This is a genomic window from Arthrobacter sp. Soil_N43 (genome assembly GCF_057655195.1).
In genome coordinates this window covers 1-17,054 of record NZ_JBDGML010000059.1, presented here as the reverse complement: position 1 = coordinate 17,054, position 17,054 = coordinate 1, and the positions used below count along the sequence as shown (strand labels likewise).

Genomic DNA, 17,054 nt, shown 5'->3' with positions numbered 1-17,054 from the left:
GGATCCTACGCCGGCAGGCACATCATGACAACACCTGTAAATACATATCCTGCATGCGCAGCACGATGCGCGCACAGCGGAAAATGGGAGTCAAATCTATGCCGGAGGCCTGACCTCCCCTACTTCTTCCAGGCCTCAAACGAGACAGCCTCAGACGCCTTGCTGCGGCAAATAACGTCGGCCTGCCCGTTCTGGCTCTCCACGATGCTGGGGTAGAAGCAGACATAGTCGCTGGTTTTCACGTTCCGGGCGCCCTGGACGGTGCCGGTCTTTTCTACGCGCGCCAGGACGGCAATCGCCTCCTCACAGCTGAGCCCGGCGATCTTCTCGTACCGGTAGCGCTCACCGAGGCATCCTGTCTTGACCACCCTGTCCGTGTTGAGGCGCAGGGACGTGAGCACCTTGGCGGTTTCCCCGAACGCGGCGGATCCCGCATACTCTGCAGCGGCGCTGAACAGTTCCTCCTTGCTCAGCGTCTGCACGTCGCGCCGCAGCGGCAAGAAGCCGCTGAAACTGACGTAGTACCCGCCCTGCGTCACTTCCACGGCGGAACGCCCGATCGGTTCGGGGTCGTTGATGCTGCTGACCGCGTACATGGCACCCTGGCCCCCCGGGGCTTGGCCGAAGACCCCGTGCACCACAAGTTCAACGTCCCTGCCGTCCGGCCCCGTGACGCCGGGAACACGGGCCCGGAAGCCACTGTCCAGCCCGGTGGGCACGCTGACGTTCGGAAGGCTCTTCAGCTTGTCCCGCAGTGTGGCACGCGTGGCGCCTGCCGCATCCGTGACGGCGTAGGAACCGCTTTGCCCCGCTACCGCCGCGACCTTCCACGCCGGCGGGTAGGTGAAACTCAGGGAACCGTCCGGCGTGGTGAAGGTTGCCAGGGCCGGCGTGGGCGTCGCCGTGGGGACGGACGACGGCGACGCTGCCGCCGTCGTCGTTTGCCCAGGTGCGGAAGTCGCGGAAGCTGCCGGCGGCTGGGATGCATCCCCGGAGGCAGTGGCTCCGGCGCTGCATCCCGCCATGGATAGCGCCAAGAGTAAACTGACCCCTACGGCCCCCAAATTTGTCATCCCGCAGTCTAACCCGGTCCAGTCATTTCGATGGAAAAACTGCGTGGAACGGCCTACCGGAAGATCTTATAGGGCCCCCACCCGCCGCCCGCCATAGTGCGGGTTCCCCAGGTTCCATTTCGGATGGGGTAGTAGGCCAGCCTGCCGTCGGTGATCCGGGCCATGAGCCCGTAGGTGCCGGCGCCCTGGTAGCCTTCGAGCGTTGTGATGCTGTTGATGCTGTTCCAGCCGCCACCGACAACGGGACGCGGGCCGGACTGGAACGTTCCGAAGCCGGTTGAGCGGTACAGCACCAAGCTGCCGTCGCTGCGCTTGGCCAGGATGTCCTGAGCGCTGTCCCGGTCGTAGTCGGCCATGGTGATGTAAAGCCCGTTCCAGCCGCCGCCGATTCTTATGCGGCTTCCAAAGGTCTTTCCAGTGTTGTTGGGGTAGTGCCAGAGAGCACCCGCAGAGTCATAAGCCACCACGCTGGGGTATATGTCAGCCTTGCGCCAGCGGCCCACGGTCACTTGGTAGCTGCCCCAGCCGCCGCCGATTGTCTGTGCCGGGACGAACCCTCCTGTGGCTTTTCCCTGGTAATAGCTCATTCGGCCGTCTTTCCATTGGGCGATCAGGTCAAACACGCCGTCCTGGTTCCAGTCGGTGACGAATCCGTCTTTCAGGCCGTTCCAACCGGCGCCGATTTTAACGCGCGGCTGCAACCCGCCCTCCCCGTTGGCCGGGTAGTTCCAGAGCACCCCGTCCGGCCCTGCGGCGACGGTATCGGCCGGTCCATTGATAGAGGGTGTGGGCGGCGGATCCGGAGGATCGGCCGGGCTGACGGTAATCGTCTTGGTGGCCGTTGACGAGCCTGCTTCGTTGGCCGCGGTCAACGTTGCCGTGTAGGTCCCGGCCGCTGTGTAAGTGTGGGACGGGTTCTGCGCGGTGGCTGTTTCACCGTCACCGAAATCCCAGGCCCACGACGTCGTATCGTCGGTGGAGGCATCCGTGAAGGCCACCGTCAGCGGTGCTGTGCCCGATGTCGGGTTGGCGCTGAATGACGCGACCGGCGCAGTGCCGTCTGGCGGCACCGTGCCGAGGCTGCGGTCCGAGAACCAGTAGCGCTTGGCGACGTGGTCGCTGGCCATGACCACCAGCCCGGTCGCGGCGTTGACGTTCTGCTTGGTGCTGGTCACGTCGTTCATGTTGGTCGAGTTGGCGTCTTCGATGACCGGCGTGCCGCGGCCGTTCTCGAAGACGGGGTTGTCCATCGAAGCGGTTTTTTCGTAGATGCTTCCGGCGACTCCGGTGAAGGCGCAGCCGCTGACCGAAGTGGAGGGTGCGGTGTGGAACGCACGGACCAGGTTGTTCTGGGTGTCGAGCATGATCTGCGGGCGGGAGACACAGTCACCGGTCCGGGCAATCGTGGTCTGCTCAAAGGAGCCGGTGGCGGGCTTGAACACCACCAGCACCAGCTGGGCCAGGTTCGGATCCGACGAGCCGTCATTGAAGCTGGTCTTCACGGCCGCGTAGACCCGGCCGGTGGGGTCTGCCTGCAGCGTCTTGATGTTCAAGTGGTCATCAACCAGCTTGTTGCCCTTGATGGCTTCCTTGATCTGCCAGGAGGAGGCGCTTTGCGGACTTTCACCGTCTTCGTGGGTCGCCCAGTACGCCGTCCCCGTGGCCTGGTCGGTCCACATGATCCCGATTTCATCGCCTTTGAAGGCAACGATGGCAGAGAGGTCATCCGGTGTCGGGTTCGGGTCCGCGGCGCCCGGCACCACGAACGGAGCCCCCCAGTCCCTGCCGCCCGGGAGGGAGCTGTTGACGAAGACGGTGCTGCCGGCGCCGGCCACCTGGGTCCAGGTGGCCCAGAGCGCGCCGGTGGAATCCTGGGCAATGGTCAGCGACTCACTGCTGTTGTTCGAGATGGTCTCGGGGAACCCGCTGTCCAGCGTGTAGGTGCCGTCCGAATAGCTGTACCGATACAGGCGGGCCGGCTGCCCGGCCGCGGAATTGCCAAGGGTCACCACGTTAGAGGCAATGTACAGGTGGGTGCCGTCCCACAGGGTGTCCGAGGATGTGGTGCCCCTGCCGTCGCTGCGCACTCCGGTGTCCACCCACGTGGCGGTGTTCCTGTCCAGCCGGTAGATGCTCCACCCGCTGCCGGTGGTCCACATGTTCGCCCACCAGGACCCGTCGTTCCACCACAGCTTGCTCTGCGGTTTGTCCGCCGTCGGCGGGTTGCTCACCCCGGAGTAGGTGATGCTCGGAGTGCCGACGGTGGCCGCGTGGGCCGGGCCGGCGCCGAGCAACACTCCCGCGGCGGCGACGGATAAAACGACCAGTTGGCTCAGCCAGCGGAGAGTCTTTTGCATCTTTGTCGCCGTTCAGTCGGGGAGTGAACGTCTCTTCCTCCGGATCGGGCAGCGCCGGGTTCCGGAGTCAGTGAAAGCCGCATCCAACTCATGACCGGGCCCACGGGAACTGCAATAGCAATTCATCGTGCGTCGGCGAGCTTTAGAAAACCTTGGAGGGTACCCCGATGTCTGGGGGTGGTGTGCCTGGCGATCAGCGCCTAGGCCTGTTTGAGCCCGTCCTTGTATTCCGCCTCCGGGCCCACGGCCCCGGCTTCCGGCAACGTCCGCCGCAGCTGCGACCGCATCGCGGCAGGCAATACCGGCGCCGCCGCAGGCCGCTTCGGCCGCAGCATCTCGGGCCGCCGCCCGTATTTCCGCCGAATAATGGGCGGCTGTTGCTGCAGCCACCGCAGCATCCACGGCAGGAAGTAGGTCCTCGCCCAAACGAGGTCGCCGGCTCCGGCCTGCCGCCAGCTCCGCTCCGGCAGTTCCCGTGGTTCCAGGGGCTGGAGAGTGTGGGGCACATTCAGGGTGTCCAGCACCATCATGGCGATGGTGTGGTGGCCCAGCGGCGAGAAATGCAGCCGGTCCGGGTCCCACATCTGCGGATCCCGCAGTTCACGCAGGGACCACAGGTCGCCAACGATGCAGTGGTGCCGGTACGCGATGGCACGCACGTTCTCGTTGTAAATCGCGATTCTCGCCCGGTTCCGGCCCAGCACGGGAGTGTGCCACCAGTCAGGACCGGTGAAGAGCACGATGGTGGCCCCGGTGGTGCTCAGCCGCTCCACGCCGGCGTCCAGCCGTGCGGCGAGCCTGTCCGGGTTGCTGTTGTGGAACACCATGTCGTTTCCGCCGGCGGACAGGGTGATGAGGTCAGGCTTCAGCGCCAGCGTCGGCTCCGTCTGCCGGTCCAGGATCTCCTGGAGCAGCAGGCCGCGCACGGCCAGGTTGGCGTAGGAAAAATCCTCGTGGCCCGCGCTCAGTTCCTCGGCCACGCGGTCTGCCCAGCCGCGCAAACCGTTAGGGCTGCGCTCCTCGGGATCACCCACACCTTCGGTAAACGAATCTCCCATGGCCACGTACCGGCTCCAGGGGTGCGGAGCCTGACGCGTGCCGGAACCGCTGGGGGTAAAGCGGCCGACGGCGTTCATCGCTTCTTCCTCTCCCTCGCCGCCCGCAGGCTCCCCAGCAGCTTGGGGCGTTACTGAGGTAACGCTTTCGTTTGGTCAAGAATTCCGCATTTTGGCGAAAATTCACAGAAGTAGACTCGCTGCGTTGGCCCGCTCCCCTGCGCTGGCGGAACTGCCCGACCAGGTCGACACCGGCCAGCACGCAGGACTGCTGTCCAACCTCGGCATCAACCCCGCGGACCTACTGGGCAAACTCCCCGGCGGGCTCGGGGACAAGCTCGGAGGCCTGGGACTCTAACCCGGCAGTTCCGAAGACGGCACTTCCGAACCCGGCAGTTCCGATCCGAAGACCGGCCCCGCCACTGGCCTCTTGGCCCTGAGCTCCTCCTCGGTCTGGTGCCGGATCCGCTTCAGCACCCAGGGCACCAGGTAGTTGCGCGCCCAGACCAGGTCCTCGGCGCGGGCATGGCGCCAGCTGCTGTCCGGCAGGTCTTTGGGCAGGTTGGGCTGGAGTGTGTGCGGGACGTTGAGGGTGTCCAGCACCATCTTGGCGATGGTGTGGTAGCCCAGCGGCGAAAAATGCAGCCGGTCCGGATCCCACATGCGCGGGTCCGCGAGCTCCTGCAACGCCCACAGGTCTGCGATCACGGCGTCGTGCCGGTGGGCAACTGTGCGGATGTTCTCGTTGAAGATGGCGATCTTCGCCCGGTTGTGCCCAATCACCGGCGTGCCTCCCCAGTCCGGCCCGGCGAACAGCACGATCGTCGCTCCCGTGGAACTCAGCAGCTCCACGCCGGCGTCCAGCTTGGCAGCAAGTTTGTCCGGATCGGTGCCCCGGAAGACAAGATCGTTCCCGCCTCCTGAGAGTGTGATCAGGTCCGGTTTCAGGGCAAGCGCCGGGCCAGCCTGCTGATCCAGGATCTGCTCCAGCAACAGGCCCCGCACCGCGAGGTTCGCGTAGGCAAAATCCTCATGCCCCACACTCAGCTCTTCGGCCACACGGTCCGCCCAGCCCCGCAGGCCGCCCGGGCTCCGTGACTCGGGATCCCCGACGCCTTCGGTGAACGAGTCCCCCAGAGCCACGTACCTACTCCACGGGTGCGGGGCAGCCGCCCGCTCGACGGAACGGCTGGCGGCCACGCCGGCAGCGGAGGCGCCGCTCCCGCCGTCGGCGTCTGTCAACGGAAGACGCACGACGCCGGCCCGGTCACCTTGGGAGGTGACCGGACCGGCGTCGTACTTCTTGAATGGACGATGCATTGGACTGTCAGGTTTCTGCCTGGTGGGCGTCCCGTGTTTCAAAAGAGCGATTGCCCCATGATGGACCCGGCCGGTCAGGAAAACCTTGGGATAACCTTGCAGCCACCCCCAGCAACGATCCCCCACCTTGGTGGGTGCTAGCTCGTTTCGACCCGTCGGGTCCGCATCAGGGCGGTCACGCCGGTGGCCAGCCCCAGGAGCCCGGCACCAAGCCCGGCCCATCCCAGAGCGGCGGGCGCGGAGTCGCCGGCAGGCGAGGTGGCGGACGCCGGAGTGGTGTCTGCGGCGGGCGTTGCCTCGGCTGCGGTGTGCGCACCGGCGCCGTGCTCGCCGGCCGGGGCCGTGGTGACGAACGACGGCGCCGGGTGATCGGGCTCTGCCTGCCCGGCGACTTCGGTCTGGTTCCAGTTCACCACGGTGCCGTCCGTGTAGGCCTGGGCGGCGGGCAGCACCACCGTGGTCCCTGCCTTGGGAAGCCGGCCCACCGAAATGGAGAATGTCTGGTACTCGTGCTGCGAGATCTGGTGGGCGGCGTCGGCCGTCCAGGTCACGGTGGCGGCTGCCTTGGTGATGGTGGCGCCGTTGGCGGTAACGGGCTTGGGAAGAGCCGCTTCCTTGATCTCGGCTTTCCAGCCATCCATGGGCTTGACCGAAACGGACGTAAAGGGTGTGTCCTTCGGCAGCGTCACGGTGAGCTTGGACGTCTTGGCCGTCTCGGACTCGTTGGGAACCCGGAAGGTCAGCTGGGAGTAGCCGCCCTCGGAGGTTGAAGCGGGATCAACGTTCACGTGGGCGGACGCGGCTCCGGCACCGAGGATGGCCAGGCCTGCTGCAGCGGCGAGAACCGCGCCTGTCTTGAGGGCGTGGAGGGCTGGGGTGTTCATGGTGGTATTGCCTTTCGCTGGCGCCGGCCGATCTGCGGGGACGGCGCATGGGTGTGGGGAAAGCTGCTTCCCGCGCACCCACCTGCGACCTCCTTAGGGGTCAGTGACCTCCGGAGGAGTCAGCAGGGCAAGGCACGCAGGAGGGCCGCGGCAGGCGGTCCCCGGAGGCTGTGCAGGCGAAGGTTGCGCCACGGCGCAGGGATGAAGTCGGGGTTGCGGGCAAAGGTCGTGGGGCCAGCAACGGGGATGGCGACCGGGCGCAGGACGTGGACCAGGGGACGGAGCCAGGCCAGGAGCTGCCACAGCGAGGCCTCGCCGCGGCGCAGGAACCAGGCCGTGGCAAGCACCGCCAGCACGTGGCCGGCCAGCATGGCCACTGGATCGACGCCGGACGCCACGTGGGCGTCCATCCCTGCCGAAGCGGCTGCCGAAGCGGACGGGAGGCAGTGAAGGCTCGACGTGCCCGCATGAAGGTGGCTTCCAGCGGTCACCGGCGCTTGGCAGACGGCGCTGACGGACAGCGTGCTGAACGCCTCATGCAGGACCAGCTGGCCGGCGCCAAGCAGGCCGAGCAGGGTAGTGAAGGACAGTTCGCGCCGCGTCAGCCAGGTCACGGGGACCAGAACCAGCGTGGCCAGGGCCACGGTGATCATCGGCGCGGGCAGATTGCCGCCGCCGAAGAGGTGGCCGCCGGCAGCCAAGCCCACGATCACGCCGGTGACGATCAGGGAGCGCAACAGGCGCAGGGGCGCATGCGGTTGCATCTGCTCCTCCAGTCTCCGGCTACGTGGCGTTCCAGCTAGGCCCAAAGCTAGGAACCGGAGGATGGAAAAACCCTGCGCGGTGACGCCCCCAAATCGGGGCCCAGACCTTGGGGCGCGCCGGAACGTCGCCGCTGAACGGCTGCTTCAGACGCGCGTCCAGCATACCGGGTGTGGCAGATTCCCGCCGTCGCGGCCGCCTCAGCTGCCCGTCTCGTAGTGGGGCTCGGCGACGGGTTTTGACTCGGCGGAACGGATCTCCCGCAGATAGACCGACGCCCCGACGATGACCGCCACGGCCAGGAACTCGCTCTGCCAGTTCTGGAACGACTCAAACCAGAACTGCGACGTCCCGAGGTACTCGAGGACGGTCACGGCCGGCTGGCCGTGGGACAGCTGCTCTTCGCTGTAGGCCTCCGCACCGCCCACAGCGTGCAGGGCTATCGATCCCAGGAAAAGGAGCAGGAACAGGCCCGACAGCGAGTGTTCGTACACCTTCAGGACCCAGCCGCCCCGGCGGACCGGCCAAGGAGTGTCCGGACCCTTCTTCGCTGTCCTGGGGTCCTCGTCCTGGGGCGCCGCCTTCCCGACCGGCTTGGACTCCGACGATCCCTTCTGGAACAGATAGGCCGTGAGGACCACGTACATTCCCATCTGCAGGAACTCCGATTCCCAGTTCTCGAAGGTGGCCTCGAGGAAGGTACCTGTTCCCAGATACTCCCCCACGCTGACTGCTGCCTGGCCGTGGGCTACCTGATCTTCGCTGTAGGCAGCGGCCCCGGTGAAGATCATGGCCCCGAAAAACACCAGGAACAGCGCAATGTTCGCCAGCAGCAGTCCGTGGTCCCTGGCCCATTCCCGCATGTGTCCTCCTCGTTCAGGTGCAGCGGCTCGTTCAGGTGCAGCGGCTCGTTCAGGTGCAGCGGCGCACAGGCGCGTGCTTTGTCCATCCTCCGGTTCCATCTAATCAGGCCGGGGTCTTCGCCACCGGGAAGGCGCGTCAAGGCCGCCTCCACGCGGGTTTACTGCGGGGTTTACTCACGGGAGCCCGCGGGGCACGATGGCAGGAGGCGCCAGGACTTGCGCCCGCTTCAGCATGGTCAGCGTGCTCAGCAGTCACGGACGGGCCAGGAGGGGCCATGGCCAGGGAATCCCAGGGCCCAGGAGCGGCCGGCATGAACACCATCGGGGCTTTGGCCGCCGGGGCGGTGGCCGGTGCCGCGGGCACCACCGCGCTGAACGCCGTCACGTACCTGGACATGGTCTGGCGGGGCCGGCCTGCCAGCAGCACACCGGAAGCCACCGTCCGGAAGCTGGCCGACCTGACAGGCTATTCGATTCCGGGCACCGAGGAGGAACGCACGAACCGGGTAGCCGGCGTCGGTCCTTTGCTGGGCATCCTCGCGGGCGTCAGCGTGGGTGCCGCCCTCGGCCTGCTGCGCGGCGCCGGCTACCGGCCCGGCCTGGTGGCTACCTCACTTACCGCTGTGGCAGGTGCCCTGGTAGTGGGCAACGGCCCCATGACGGCCCTCGGTGTGACAGACCCCCGCACGTGGTCCCGGGCGTATTGGCTCAGCGACGTCGTCCCGCACCTCGCCTACGGCATCGCGGCCGGCGCAGCCCTGGAGGCGCTGGATCCTGCCCCGCGCTCAGTGTCGCGTCGTCAGATCGTCAGTCACCGGCGGGGCGGCGACAGTACTATCGCCCAATAGCGCGGGCCTGATGTTGGCAGGGAGCGCCACCGGATCCCTTCCCAGGCAATATCGAAGTCGTATGTGGCCGGGCCGTCGGCCGCAAGCCACGCTGTAGCGGCCTGAAGTGTCCGTCTACCGTTCTCCGGGCTGCCTCTAGGCGTAGCCGGTGACGCGCAGGTCGTTCGCCGTTGCGGCGCCGCCGATGGCGTAGAGGGAGACGTCGGTGCTCGTGGCGGAGGGAAAGATCAATTCGGTCAGGGTGACCTGGCCTCCCTGGGCGAAGACTTCCACGGAGCAGCGGTCCACATAGATCGTGAGCTGGTAGGAACCGTCCAGAGTCCGGATTGGGGCGCTGTCGATGGAGGCGAAGGATTCGTGGAAGTCTGTTTGTCCGGATTGCCGGCGGTCGACGAAGATGCGTCCTTCCGCGGGGCGGATGCCGATCCGGGTACCTTGCGTTTCGCCGCCACGGACCACCAGGCCGAATTCATCGGCTGTCCCCTGCAGGATGGTGACCTGGATGCGCTGGACGCTGCCGGCTGCGCCGTCGAGGACGTGCTCGCCCTCGACAATGTCGACCGTTTCGAGGCGCAGTGTCGCAGCGGGATCAGCCCAAGCGGTGAGATCCCCGGCAACCTGCTGCGCGAGCCGCAGGTCTCCTTCTATGGTGGTCAGCGATATTTCGCGGACCAGGGACATGGGGCTCCGCCAGGGCGCGGTGGGGATCTGGTTGGCGTATTCCCAGTTGTTCATCCAGGCAATCATGAGACGGCGGTTGCTGGGGGCGTCGCTGAAGGAAACGGCGGCATAGTAGTCCCGGCCCCAGTCCAGCCACTGGTACTCGCCCAGCCGGGCTGGGTCCTGGAGCCCTTCGGTCACGGTAGTGGCCGAGGTGAACGTCGTCCCGTCGAAGTCCCCGACGAAGTACTGCCCGGCGGAGCCGTTGTTGGGTCCGCCCGGGTTGAGGTTTACGGTGAGGACCCATCTGAGATTCTCCGGGTCACCGTCGACGGGAAGGAGGAACAGGTCGGGGCATTCCCAGACGCCGCCGGTGGCGTTGGCCGGGCCGAACGTGCTCAACAGCTCCCAGCTCTTCAGGTCCTCGGACTTGTAGAGCACCACCTGGAAGTCTGTGGCTTCCACGGCGACCATGACCCAGTAGCTGCCGGTGTTGCCGGTGTAGCGGATGACTTTCGGGTCGCGGAACTCCGCGGACCCGCGGTTCAGGACGGGGTTGGCGCTGTGTTTGGTCCAGGTGTATCCGCCGTCGCGACTGTAGGCGAGGGACTGGGCCTGGACGCCGTGGTGTGCGGAGCCGGGCTTGAAGGCGCTGGTGTAGACGGCGACCAAGGGCGGAGCCGAGTCGGTGCCGAATCCGCTGGTGTTGTCCCGGTCAAAGACGATGCTGCCGGAGAAGATGTCTTCTTCCTCGTCACAGGAGATGGCGACGGGGTGTTCGGTCCACGTGATCAGGTCGGTAGAGGTGGCGTGTCCCCAGGACATGTTTCCCCAGACGTTATCGAGGGGGTTGTTCTGGTAGTAGAGGTGGTAGACGCCGTCGTGAAAGATCAGGCCGTTGGGGTCATTGAGCCAGGTGTCCCGGGCGGCGTAGTGCAGGGCCGGCCGGAAGGTGTCGGCCGTGGTGGCGGTCGCGGCAGTCATGAAGGTGGGGTCTCGTTTCTGTGCAGGTCTGCGGGTGAACCCTTGTTCACAGGGTTCCCGGAGGGTGGGGTGGGCCGGGTTACGCCGGCCCACCCCGGTGGTGGCGCTAGGAGTTTTTCTTGTAGCGGTCGTAGGCCTGCTGGTAGACCTCGATCATTTTGTCGACGCCGACGTTCTGGAGCTGGGAGACATAGCCGTCCCATTCCTGCTCGATACCGCCGGAGACGATCCACTTGGCCATGTTCTGCTTGACCAATGAGGTGGTGTCGGTCTGGATGGTGCTGATCTGCTGGAGTTCTTCGTTGGAGAGGGCGACCGGGGGGTAGCCGTCGTTGCCGGCGAAGGGCTTGTAGAGTTCGTTGACGGTTTTCTGGCGTTCGGCGGCGCGTGGTTCGGGTGCGACGACGGTGGTGAAGTTCTCGGCAGTGTTGGCCTTCGGTCCGCCAGGGGCGACCTTTTGGCGGCGTTCGCCTTCGCTGGTTCCGGCCGGGGCGGGGATCTGGGTCAGGAGGCCGGTGGCGTCCTTTTGCAGTGTTTCACCGATAGGCCCCCAGTTGGCCTGGGCAGACTGGATGGGGTCGTAGAGGTTGTCGGCCCAGCGCATTGTCGCGGCCGGGTATTTGTTGTTACGGGTGATGGCGAAGGCGCCGCGGGCGATTTCCTGGTTGTTGGACTGGCTGGCGATCCGCTTGCCGTTCACGCCTTCCAGGACCGGGACCAGGGCGTAATTGTTGGCGCGGTCCGCGCCGACCATTTCGGGGATTTCCCACCAGACGAAGGAGCCGAGGTTTTCGGTGGCGGCTTTGCCCTTGGCCAGGTAGGCCTTGTCGTCCTGCGAGAAGGACTCGGGGTCGATCAGGCCTTCCTGGTACCACTCGTGCAGGGTCTGGATGGCTTTTTTGTAGCCGTCCTGGGTGGGGGTGAAGATGACTTTGTCGTCCTGGACGATGCGGTGGTCCATGTTGTCCGGCACTCCGCCCAAGGCCGCGATCAGGTCAACGATGTCCCCGCACCAGGAGCCGGGCATGAAGCTCAGCGGTATGGTCTTACCGGTGCCGGAGGCGTCCCTGGTTTTGAAGGCGAGAAGGGCGTCGTGGAACTCGTCGACGGTTTTCGGCATGGGGATGTTGAGCTTTTTCAGCCAGGCGGTGTTGATGGCCAGTTCGTTGGGGAACTGGACCAGGCCGAGCTCTTCGATCGATGGCAGGGAGTAGATGTGCCCGTCCGAGGACGTGATGGCGGCCTTGATCTCCGGCCGGTCAGAGAGCAGCTTGGAGAGGTTGGGTGCGTTCTTCTCGATGAGCCCTTCGAGCGGGATGAGTGTGCCGCTGGCGGAGTAGGTGGCGATCTCGGCGTCGGTCAGCCCGGTGTTGAAAAAGGCGTCGGGGAGGTCACCGCTGGCCAGGATGAGGTTCTTTTTTTCCTGGAAGACCGTTTCGGGCAGGTTCTCCCAGTTGATGTGGACGTTGGTGGCCTTTTCCCATTCCTTCACCACGGTCATGGTGTTGTAGTCCGGGGCCAGTGCTGCCTTGGTGCCGGAGAACGTCAGGTCGAGTTGCTTGCTGACGATCGGTAGGCCTGTTTCCTGGAAGCCGAAGTCCGCGGAGGCGTCTTTGATTTCCGTGGTGCCTGAGCCGCCGCCGGCGCAGGCGGTGAACATCAATGTTCCGGCCAGGACGGCGCCGAGGGCGGCGAGTTTGCGGCTAAATGCCATGGTCATTCCTATTCTGAGGTGGGTGTGCTGCCGTCCGATGGCGGATGCCGGGGCGGAGGATATTGCGGGAATAGAGCTATTTGACGGCGCCGATCATGGCGCCCTTGGTGAAGTGCTTCTGCATGAATGGCAGGGCAATCATGAGTGGCAGGCTCGAGACGACGATCATGGCGTACTTGGTGAGCTCTGCGATCCGTTGCGCGGCGGCATAGGATTCGATGTCTCCGCCGGTGGTTCCGGTGGATGAGACATCTGACTGGATGAGGATGTTGCGCAGGACGAGCTGCAACGGGTACTTGGAGTCGTCGTTGAGGAAGATCAGTGCGTCGAAGAACGAGTTCCAGTGCGCCACGACGTGGACCATGATCATGAGCATGATCAGCGGTTTGGACAGTGGGAGCACCATTTTGAAGAAGAATTTGAAGTCAGTCGCCCCGTCCATCTGGGCGGCTTCGCGCAGTTCGTTCGGGATGGTGTGCTCGAAGAAGGACCTGGCGATGATCAGGTTCCATACACCCACGGCCCCGGGCAGGACCACAGCCCAGACTGTGTCCAGCATGCCCAGGTCGCGGACCACCAGGTACTTGGTGATGAGTCCGCCGTCGAAGAACATGGTGATCACGAACAGGAGCATCAGGATCTTCCGGCCGGGCATGTCCTTGCGGGACAGTGCGTAGGCGCCGCACAGGATGGTGCTGACGCTGACGGCGGTGCCGAGCACGGTGTAGACCATGGTGTTGCCCAGGCCGTTCCAGATCCGGCTGTCGGCGAAGATCCGTTCGTAGCCTTCGGTAGTGACCCCGGAGGGGAACAGCCAGACCTTGCCTTCGTAGACAGCGTTGGGGTCGCTGATCGAGGCGATCACGATGAAGTACAGCGGGTACACCACGGCCAGGATGGACAGCAGCAGGACAGTGGTGGCGGCGATGTTGAAGGCACGGTCACCGTACCTGTCCCGCAGGGTCGGCTTGGGGCTGGGGAGGCGGCCCTGGCTGACCGCCCGGTTCGGGTTCTCGGTAGTGCGGGGGTTGGTTGTCAGAGACATTTCGGCATCACCACAGGGTCGCTTGGTTGGCCCGGCGCGCCACTGTGTTGAAGAAGAGCAGCAGCGCCAGGTTGAGGAGGGAATTGAACAGGCCGATGGCGGCCGAGTAGCTGAACTGCGCCTGCTGCAGGCCCGCGTGGTAGACGTAGGTCTGGATGATCTCCGAGGTCGAGAGGTTCAGGGGCGTCTGCATCAGCAGTGCCTTCTCGAAGCCGACGTTGAGCAGGTTGCCGATGGCCAGGATGAACAGGATCGTCACCACGGGCATGATGCCCGGGAGGTCAATGTGCCGAATGCGCTGCAGCTTGGAGGCGCCGTCGACCTTGGCTGCGTCGTGCAGTGCCGGGTCGATGGCCGCCAGGGCCGCGAGGTACACGATCATGGAGAAGCCGGCGTTCTGCCAGACATCCGAGATGACGTAGATGGGGCGGAACCACTCCGCCGAGCCCATGAAGAAGATTGGCTCACCGCCGCCCAGCTGGATCGCGTTGTTCACCAGGCCGGACCGGGGGGACAGAACCACGAACATGATGCCCACCACCACGACGGTGGAGATAAACGCTGGCGAATACAGCACGGTCTGCGTGAACTTCTTGAATCTCTCGCTCTGGAGCTGGTTGACCAGCAAGGCCAGGATGATCGGGATAGGGAAGGCTATGAGCAGGCCCAGGACGGCGATCCACAGGGTGTTGCCGACGACCTGGCCGAACTGGTAGGAGTTCACGAACCTGATGAAGTGGGCCAGGCCCACCCAGGGGCTGTCCGTAAATCCGTCCACCGGGTTGTAGTTCTTGAACGCGATCTGCACGCCGTACATGGGCCAGTACTTGAAGACCAGGATGTAGACGATCGCGGGGGCTAGTAATACGTATAACTGCCAGGCACGGGAAATCCTCTTCAGGCGGAGCGAAAGAGAATTTTTTCGTTGCGGCAACGGCGCCGCAACGGGACGACGCCCGCGTCGGGCCGGGATGGTGCGGCTCATGGCATCTCCTTAGGGTGAGTCACTGAGTTCCGTTCGATCAGAGGGCAGTCCATGAGCTCGACCCGGCCATCGGGTTCCGCGTCCTGGAGGATCAGGTCAACCGCGCGCCGGCCCATGGCGACGAACGGTAATTCAAAAGTGGTCAGTCCCGGGCGAAGAAACGGCGCCAGAGTCGCCTGATTATCGAACCCCACGATCGAGACGTCTCCGGGGATGGAGAGGCGCAGGTCCGAGACGGCCTGGTAGGCACCCCAGGCGCCACGGTCATTCGCGCAGAAAATCGCGGTGGGCGGGTTGTTGGAAGTCAGCAGCTCCATGGCGTACTTGTAGCCATGCTCTTCGCCGCCCTGACCAAAGCGGATCAGCGACGGATCAACGTCCAGCCCCGCTTCCTCAAGTGCCGCGCAGTAGCCGTCATAGCGGCCGACGGCGGCAGGAAGGCCGCTTTCGAGGGTTTCGATATTGATCAGCCCCACTCTGGTGTGGCCCGCCTCGAGCAGTCGGCTGGTGGCCGCGTACCCGCCTTTGACCTCGTCCGGGGCGACGCTCGGGACCCGGCCTGCCCGGTCCTGCGAATTGAGCACCACGGACCTGACGCCCGTCAGGGCCTCCGGAACTTCCAGCCGGCGGTGGTACATGCCGGCGTAAACCACTCCTGCAACCTTGTAGGAGAGCATGGTGTCCAGGGATGCGGCTTCAAGCTCCTTGTCACCCCCGGTGTTGACAGTGAGCAAGAGGAGCCCGTCCTCCCAGGCCCGCTGCTGCGCGCCTTCGATGATGGCCCCGGCAAAAGGAGTGGTAGCAACGGTGTCGCCGATGAACCCGATCATGCCTGCCACGCCTTCGCGGAGTGTCTTGGCGTGGGCGTTGGTGCGGTAGCCGAGCCGGTTCACGGCGTCCCGGACCTTCTTGCGCGTCTCCTCGGAGAAACGCGACCCGGAGGCAGAATTCAGGACCAATGACACAGTGGCCTGTGAAACACCGGCAGCAGCAGCGACGTCGTGCATTGTCGGTCCTGACTTTGGCCGTGATCCAGCCATAATGGACACCTCCTTGGGCCACCGATAATTCATTGGTTATTCGTATAACTTCTGATGAACTGTATCGTGCATCACACCGGGCGTCAACAGGCGGGACATTCGCCCATTTGTCGATTCCGCCGCCCGCAAACTGATTGGATGCTGTTTCTGCCCGTAGGACAGAATGTTCACCCGGGATCCTGACAGGGCATGCAGCGGCTCTGAGACTGATTCACACTCATTAATGTGATGGCCTCTAATGTCAGACCCCCCACCGACACTTGAGTTATGGACGGTAATGGGGAGTCTGAAGCGGTTCCGGCCGGAGGGATGGACGAGCAGGAGGGTGCCCGGCTGATTGATGAGATCCGGGCACTGGAAGAGGAAAAGTCTGCCTTGGCTGCCCGCCAGGCGCGCCTGACCGTGGCGTTTGATCAGCTGCAGCGCCGGCAGCAGTCAGGCGCCGGGACCCCCGCTGATGAGCTCGGGGCGGGCATCGGGGCGCAGATCGCCCTCGCGCGTGGCGAATCTCCGGCCAAGGGAAACCGGCTGTTGGGCCTGGCCAGGGCCCTGGTGACCGAGATGCCGCACACGCTCGCTGCCTTGGAGACGGGGCAGCTGAACGAGTGGCGGGCCACGTTGCTGGTGCGCGAAACGGCGTCCCTGTCCGCCGCGGACCGGTGCAGCGTCGATGAGGAGCTCGCCCCCGATACCGGAACGCTAAGCGGTGCGGGAGACCGGGCCGTGGTGGCCGCCGCCCGGGCCGCCGCCTACCGCCGGGACCCGCGCTCGGTCACCCAGCGCGCCGCCCACGCCGCCACCGAACGGCACGTCAGCCTCCGCCCGGCACCGGACACCATGTGCTACCTGACCGCCCTGCTCCCCGTCTCGGCCGGTATCGCCGTGCACGCCGCGCTCACCCGCCACGCGGACACCCTGCGCTCCGGCGGGGATGAACGTGCCCGCGGGCAGATCATGGCCGATGACCTGGTCGAATGGACCACCGGCACCCCCGGCGGGATCACCGGCATCGAGATCCAGCTGATCATGACCGACCGCACCCTCCTCCAGGGCGACTCAGAGCCGGCCCGTCTCCCCGGCTACGGCGTGGTCCCGGCCGGCTGGGCCCGCGACGCCCTCACCCAGGGCCAGGGCCAGGGCCGGCAGGATGATGCCAGGACAACCGGCTGCGCCACAACCGATAGCGATACAACCGATAGCGGTACAACCGGTGGCGATACAACCCTCGGCGGTACGGACCCGGCGTGCAGTGAGGAACTCAAGGTCTGGGTCCGCCGGCTCTACACCGCCCCCGGAACCGGCGAACTCGTCGCGATGGACTCACGGGCACGCCTCTTCCCGGCCCCGCTGCGCCGCTTCATCCAGGCCCGCGACGACACCTGCCGCACCCCCTACTGCGACGCCCCCATCCGCCACCACGACCACATCGTTCCCTGGCACGGCGGCGGCGCCACAACACAGGCC

At 65.4% G+C, this 17,054-nt stretch carries 15 protein-coding genes; 3 read left to right on the top strand and 12 right to left on the bottom strand.

Going from position 1 to position 17,054, the window contains the following annotated elements; translation table 11 throughout:
- Nucleotides 1-119: 119 nt before the first annotated feature.
- The 3 genes from AC3A3W_RS04920 to AC3A3W_RS04910 form a co-directional block, all read right to left on the bottom strand.
- Complete coding sequence (locus AC3A3W_RS04920; RefSeq protein WP_487440801.1) at nucleotides 120-1,025, bottom strand: hypothetical protein; 906 nt, start codon at nucleotides 1,023-1,025, stop codon at nucleotides 120-122.
- 101 nt (nucleotides 1,026-1,126) lie between these two features.
- Nucleotides 1,127-3,430, bottom strand: a complete 2,304-nt coding sequence (locus AC3A3W_RS04915) for a PKD domain-containing protein (RefSeq protein ID WP_487440798.1) — start codon at nucleotides 3,428-3,430, stop codon at nucleotides 1,127-1,129.
- Nucleotides 3,431-3,630: 200 nt separating this feature from the next.
- A complete protein-coding gene (locus AC3A3W_RS04910; protein WP_487440796.1) occupies nucleotides 3,631-4,566 on the bottom strand; it encodes an SGNH/GDSL hydrolase family protein in 936 nt (311 codons plus the stop codon).
- Nucleotides 4,567-4,690: 124 nt separating this feature from the next.
- On the opposite strand from AC3A3W_RS04910, the gene AC3A3W_RS04905 reads away from it, so the two are divergent.
- Complete coding sequence (locus AC3A3W_RS04905; protein ID WP_487440794.1) at nucleotides 4,691-4,843, top strand: hypothetical protein; 153 nt, start codon at nucleotides 4,691-4,693, stop codon at nucleotides 4,841-4,843.
- On the opposite strand, the gene AC3A3W_RS04900 is transcribed toward AC3A3W_RS04905, so the two are convergent.
- The 4 genes from AC3A3W_RS04900 to AC3A3W_RS04885 all read right to left on the bottom strand — a co-directional run bounded on the left by AC3A3W_RS04900 (nucleotide 4,840) and on the right by AC3A3W_RS04885 (nucleotide 8,314).
- On the bottom strand, nucleotides 4,840-5,805 hold the full coding sequence (locus AC3A3W_RS04900; RefSeq protein WP_487440793.1) for an SGNH/GDSL hydrolase family protein: 966 nt from the start codon (nucleotides 5,803-5,805) through the stop codon (nucleotides 4,840-4,842). The genes AC3A3W_RS04905 and AC3A3W_RS04900 overlap by 4 nt on opposite strands.
- 137 nt (nucleotides 5,806-5,942) lie before the next feature.
- Nucleotides 5,943-6,689 (bottom strand): YcnI family copper-binding membrane protein, encoded by a 747-nt coding sequence (locus AC3A3W_RS04895; protein WP_487440791.1) that lies wholly within the window; start codon nucleotides 6,687-6,689, stop codon nucleotides 5,943-5,945.
- Between the two features lie 119 nt (nucleotides 6,690-6,808).
- Complete coding sequence (locus tag AC3A3W_RS04890) at nucleotides 6,809-7,453, bottom strand: hypothetical protein (RefSeq protein ID WP_487440789.1); 645 nt, start codon at nucleotides 7,451-7,453, stop codon at nucleotides 6,809-6,811.
- 198 nt (nucleotides 7,454-7,651) lie between these two features.
- Nucleotides 7,652-8,314: a DUF6766 family protein gene (locus tag AC3A3W_RS04885; RefSeq protein WP_487440788.1), complete on the bottom strand. Its 663-nt coding sequence runs from the start codon at nucleotides 8,312-8,314 to the stop codon at nucleotides 7,652-7,654.
- 275 nt (nucleotides 8,315-8,589) lie between these two features.
- Here AC3A3W_RS04885 and AC3A3W_RS04880 point away from each other — a divergent pair, with 275 nt between their 5' ends.
- Nucleotides 8,590-9,162, top strand: a complete 573-nt coding sequence (locus AC3A3W_RS04880) for a hypothetical protein (RefSeq protein ID WP_487440786.1) — start codon at nucleotides 8,590-8,592, stop codon at nucleotides 9,160-9,162.
- A gap of 135 nt (nucleotides 9,163-9,297) precedes the next feature.
- On the opposite strand, the gene AC3A3W_RS04875 is transcribed toward AC3A3W_RS04880, so the two are convergent.
- From AC3A3W_RS04875 to AC3A3W_RS04855, 5 genes are all read right to left on the bottom strand, one after another.
- Nucleotides 9,298-10,806, bottom strand: coding sequence for a glycoside hydrolase family 32 protein (locus AC3A3W_RS04875; protein WP_487440785.1), 1,509 nt, complete (start codon nucleotides 10,804-10,806; stop codon nucleotides 9,298-9,300).
- Nucleotides 10,807-10,912: 106 nt separating this feature from the next.
- Nucleotides 10,913-12,520 (bottom strand): ABC transporter substrate-binding protein, encoded by a 1,608-nt coding sequence (locus tag AC3A3W_RS04870; RefSeq protein WP_487440784.1) that lies wholly within the window; start codon nucleotides 12,518-12,520, stop codon nucleotides 10,913-10,915.
- 76 nt (nucleotides 12,521-12,596) lie between these two features.
- The gene (locus AC3A3W_RS04865) at nucleotides 12,597-13,565 is read right to left on the bottom strand and encodes a carbohydrate ABC transporter permease (RefSeq protein ID WP_487440783.1); all 969 of its coding nucleotides are present in this window, start codon (nucleotides 13,563-13,565) and stop codon (nucleotides 12,597-12,599) included.
- Nucleotides 13,566-13,572: 7 nt separating this feature from the next.
- Nucleotides 13,573-14,550 (bottom strand): ABC transporter permease, encoded by a 978-nt coding sequence (locus tag AC3A3W_RS04860; protein ID WP_487440782.1) that lies wholly within the window; start codon nucleotides 14,548-14,550, stop codon nucleotides 13,573-13,575.
- Nucleotides 14,547-15,557, bottom strand: coding sequence for a LacI family DNA-binding transcriptional regulator (locus tag AC3A3W_RS04855; protein WP_487440781.1), 1,011 nt, complete (start codon nucleotides 15,555-15,557; stop codon nucleotides 14,547-14,549). The genes AC3A3W_RS04860 and AC3A3W_RS04855 overlap by 4 nt, the downstream gene beginning before the upstream one ends.
- Before the next feature lie 300 nt (nucleotides 15,558-15,857).
- Here AC3A3W_RS04855 and AC3A3W_RS04850 point away from each other — a divergent pair.
- On the top strand, nucleotides 15,858-17,054 hold a 1,197-nt coding region (locus tag AC3A3W_RS04850; RefSeq protein WP_487440780.1), incomplete at its 3' end, for an HNH endonuclease signature motif containing protein.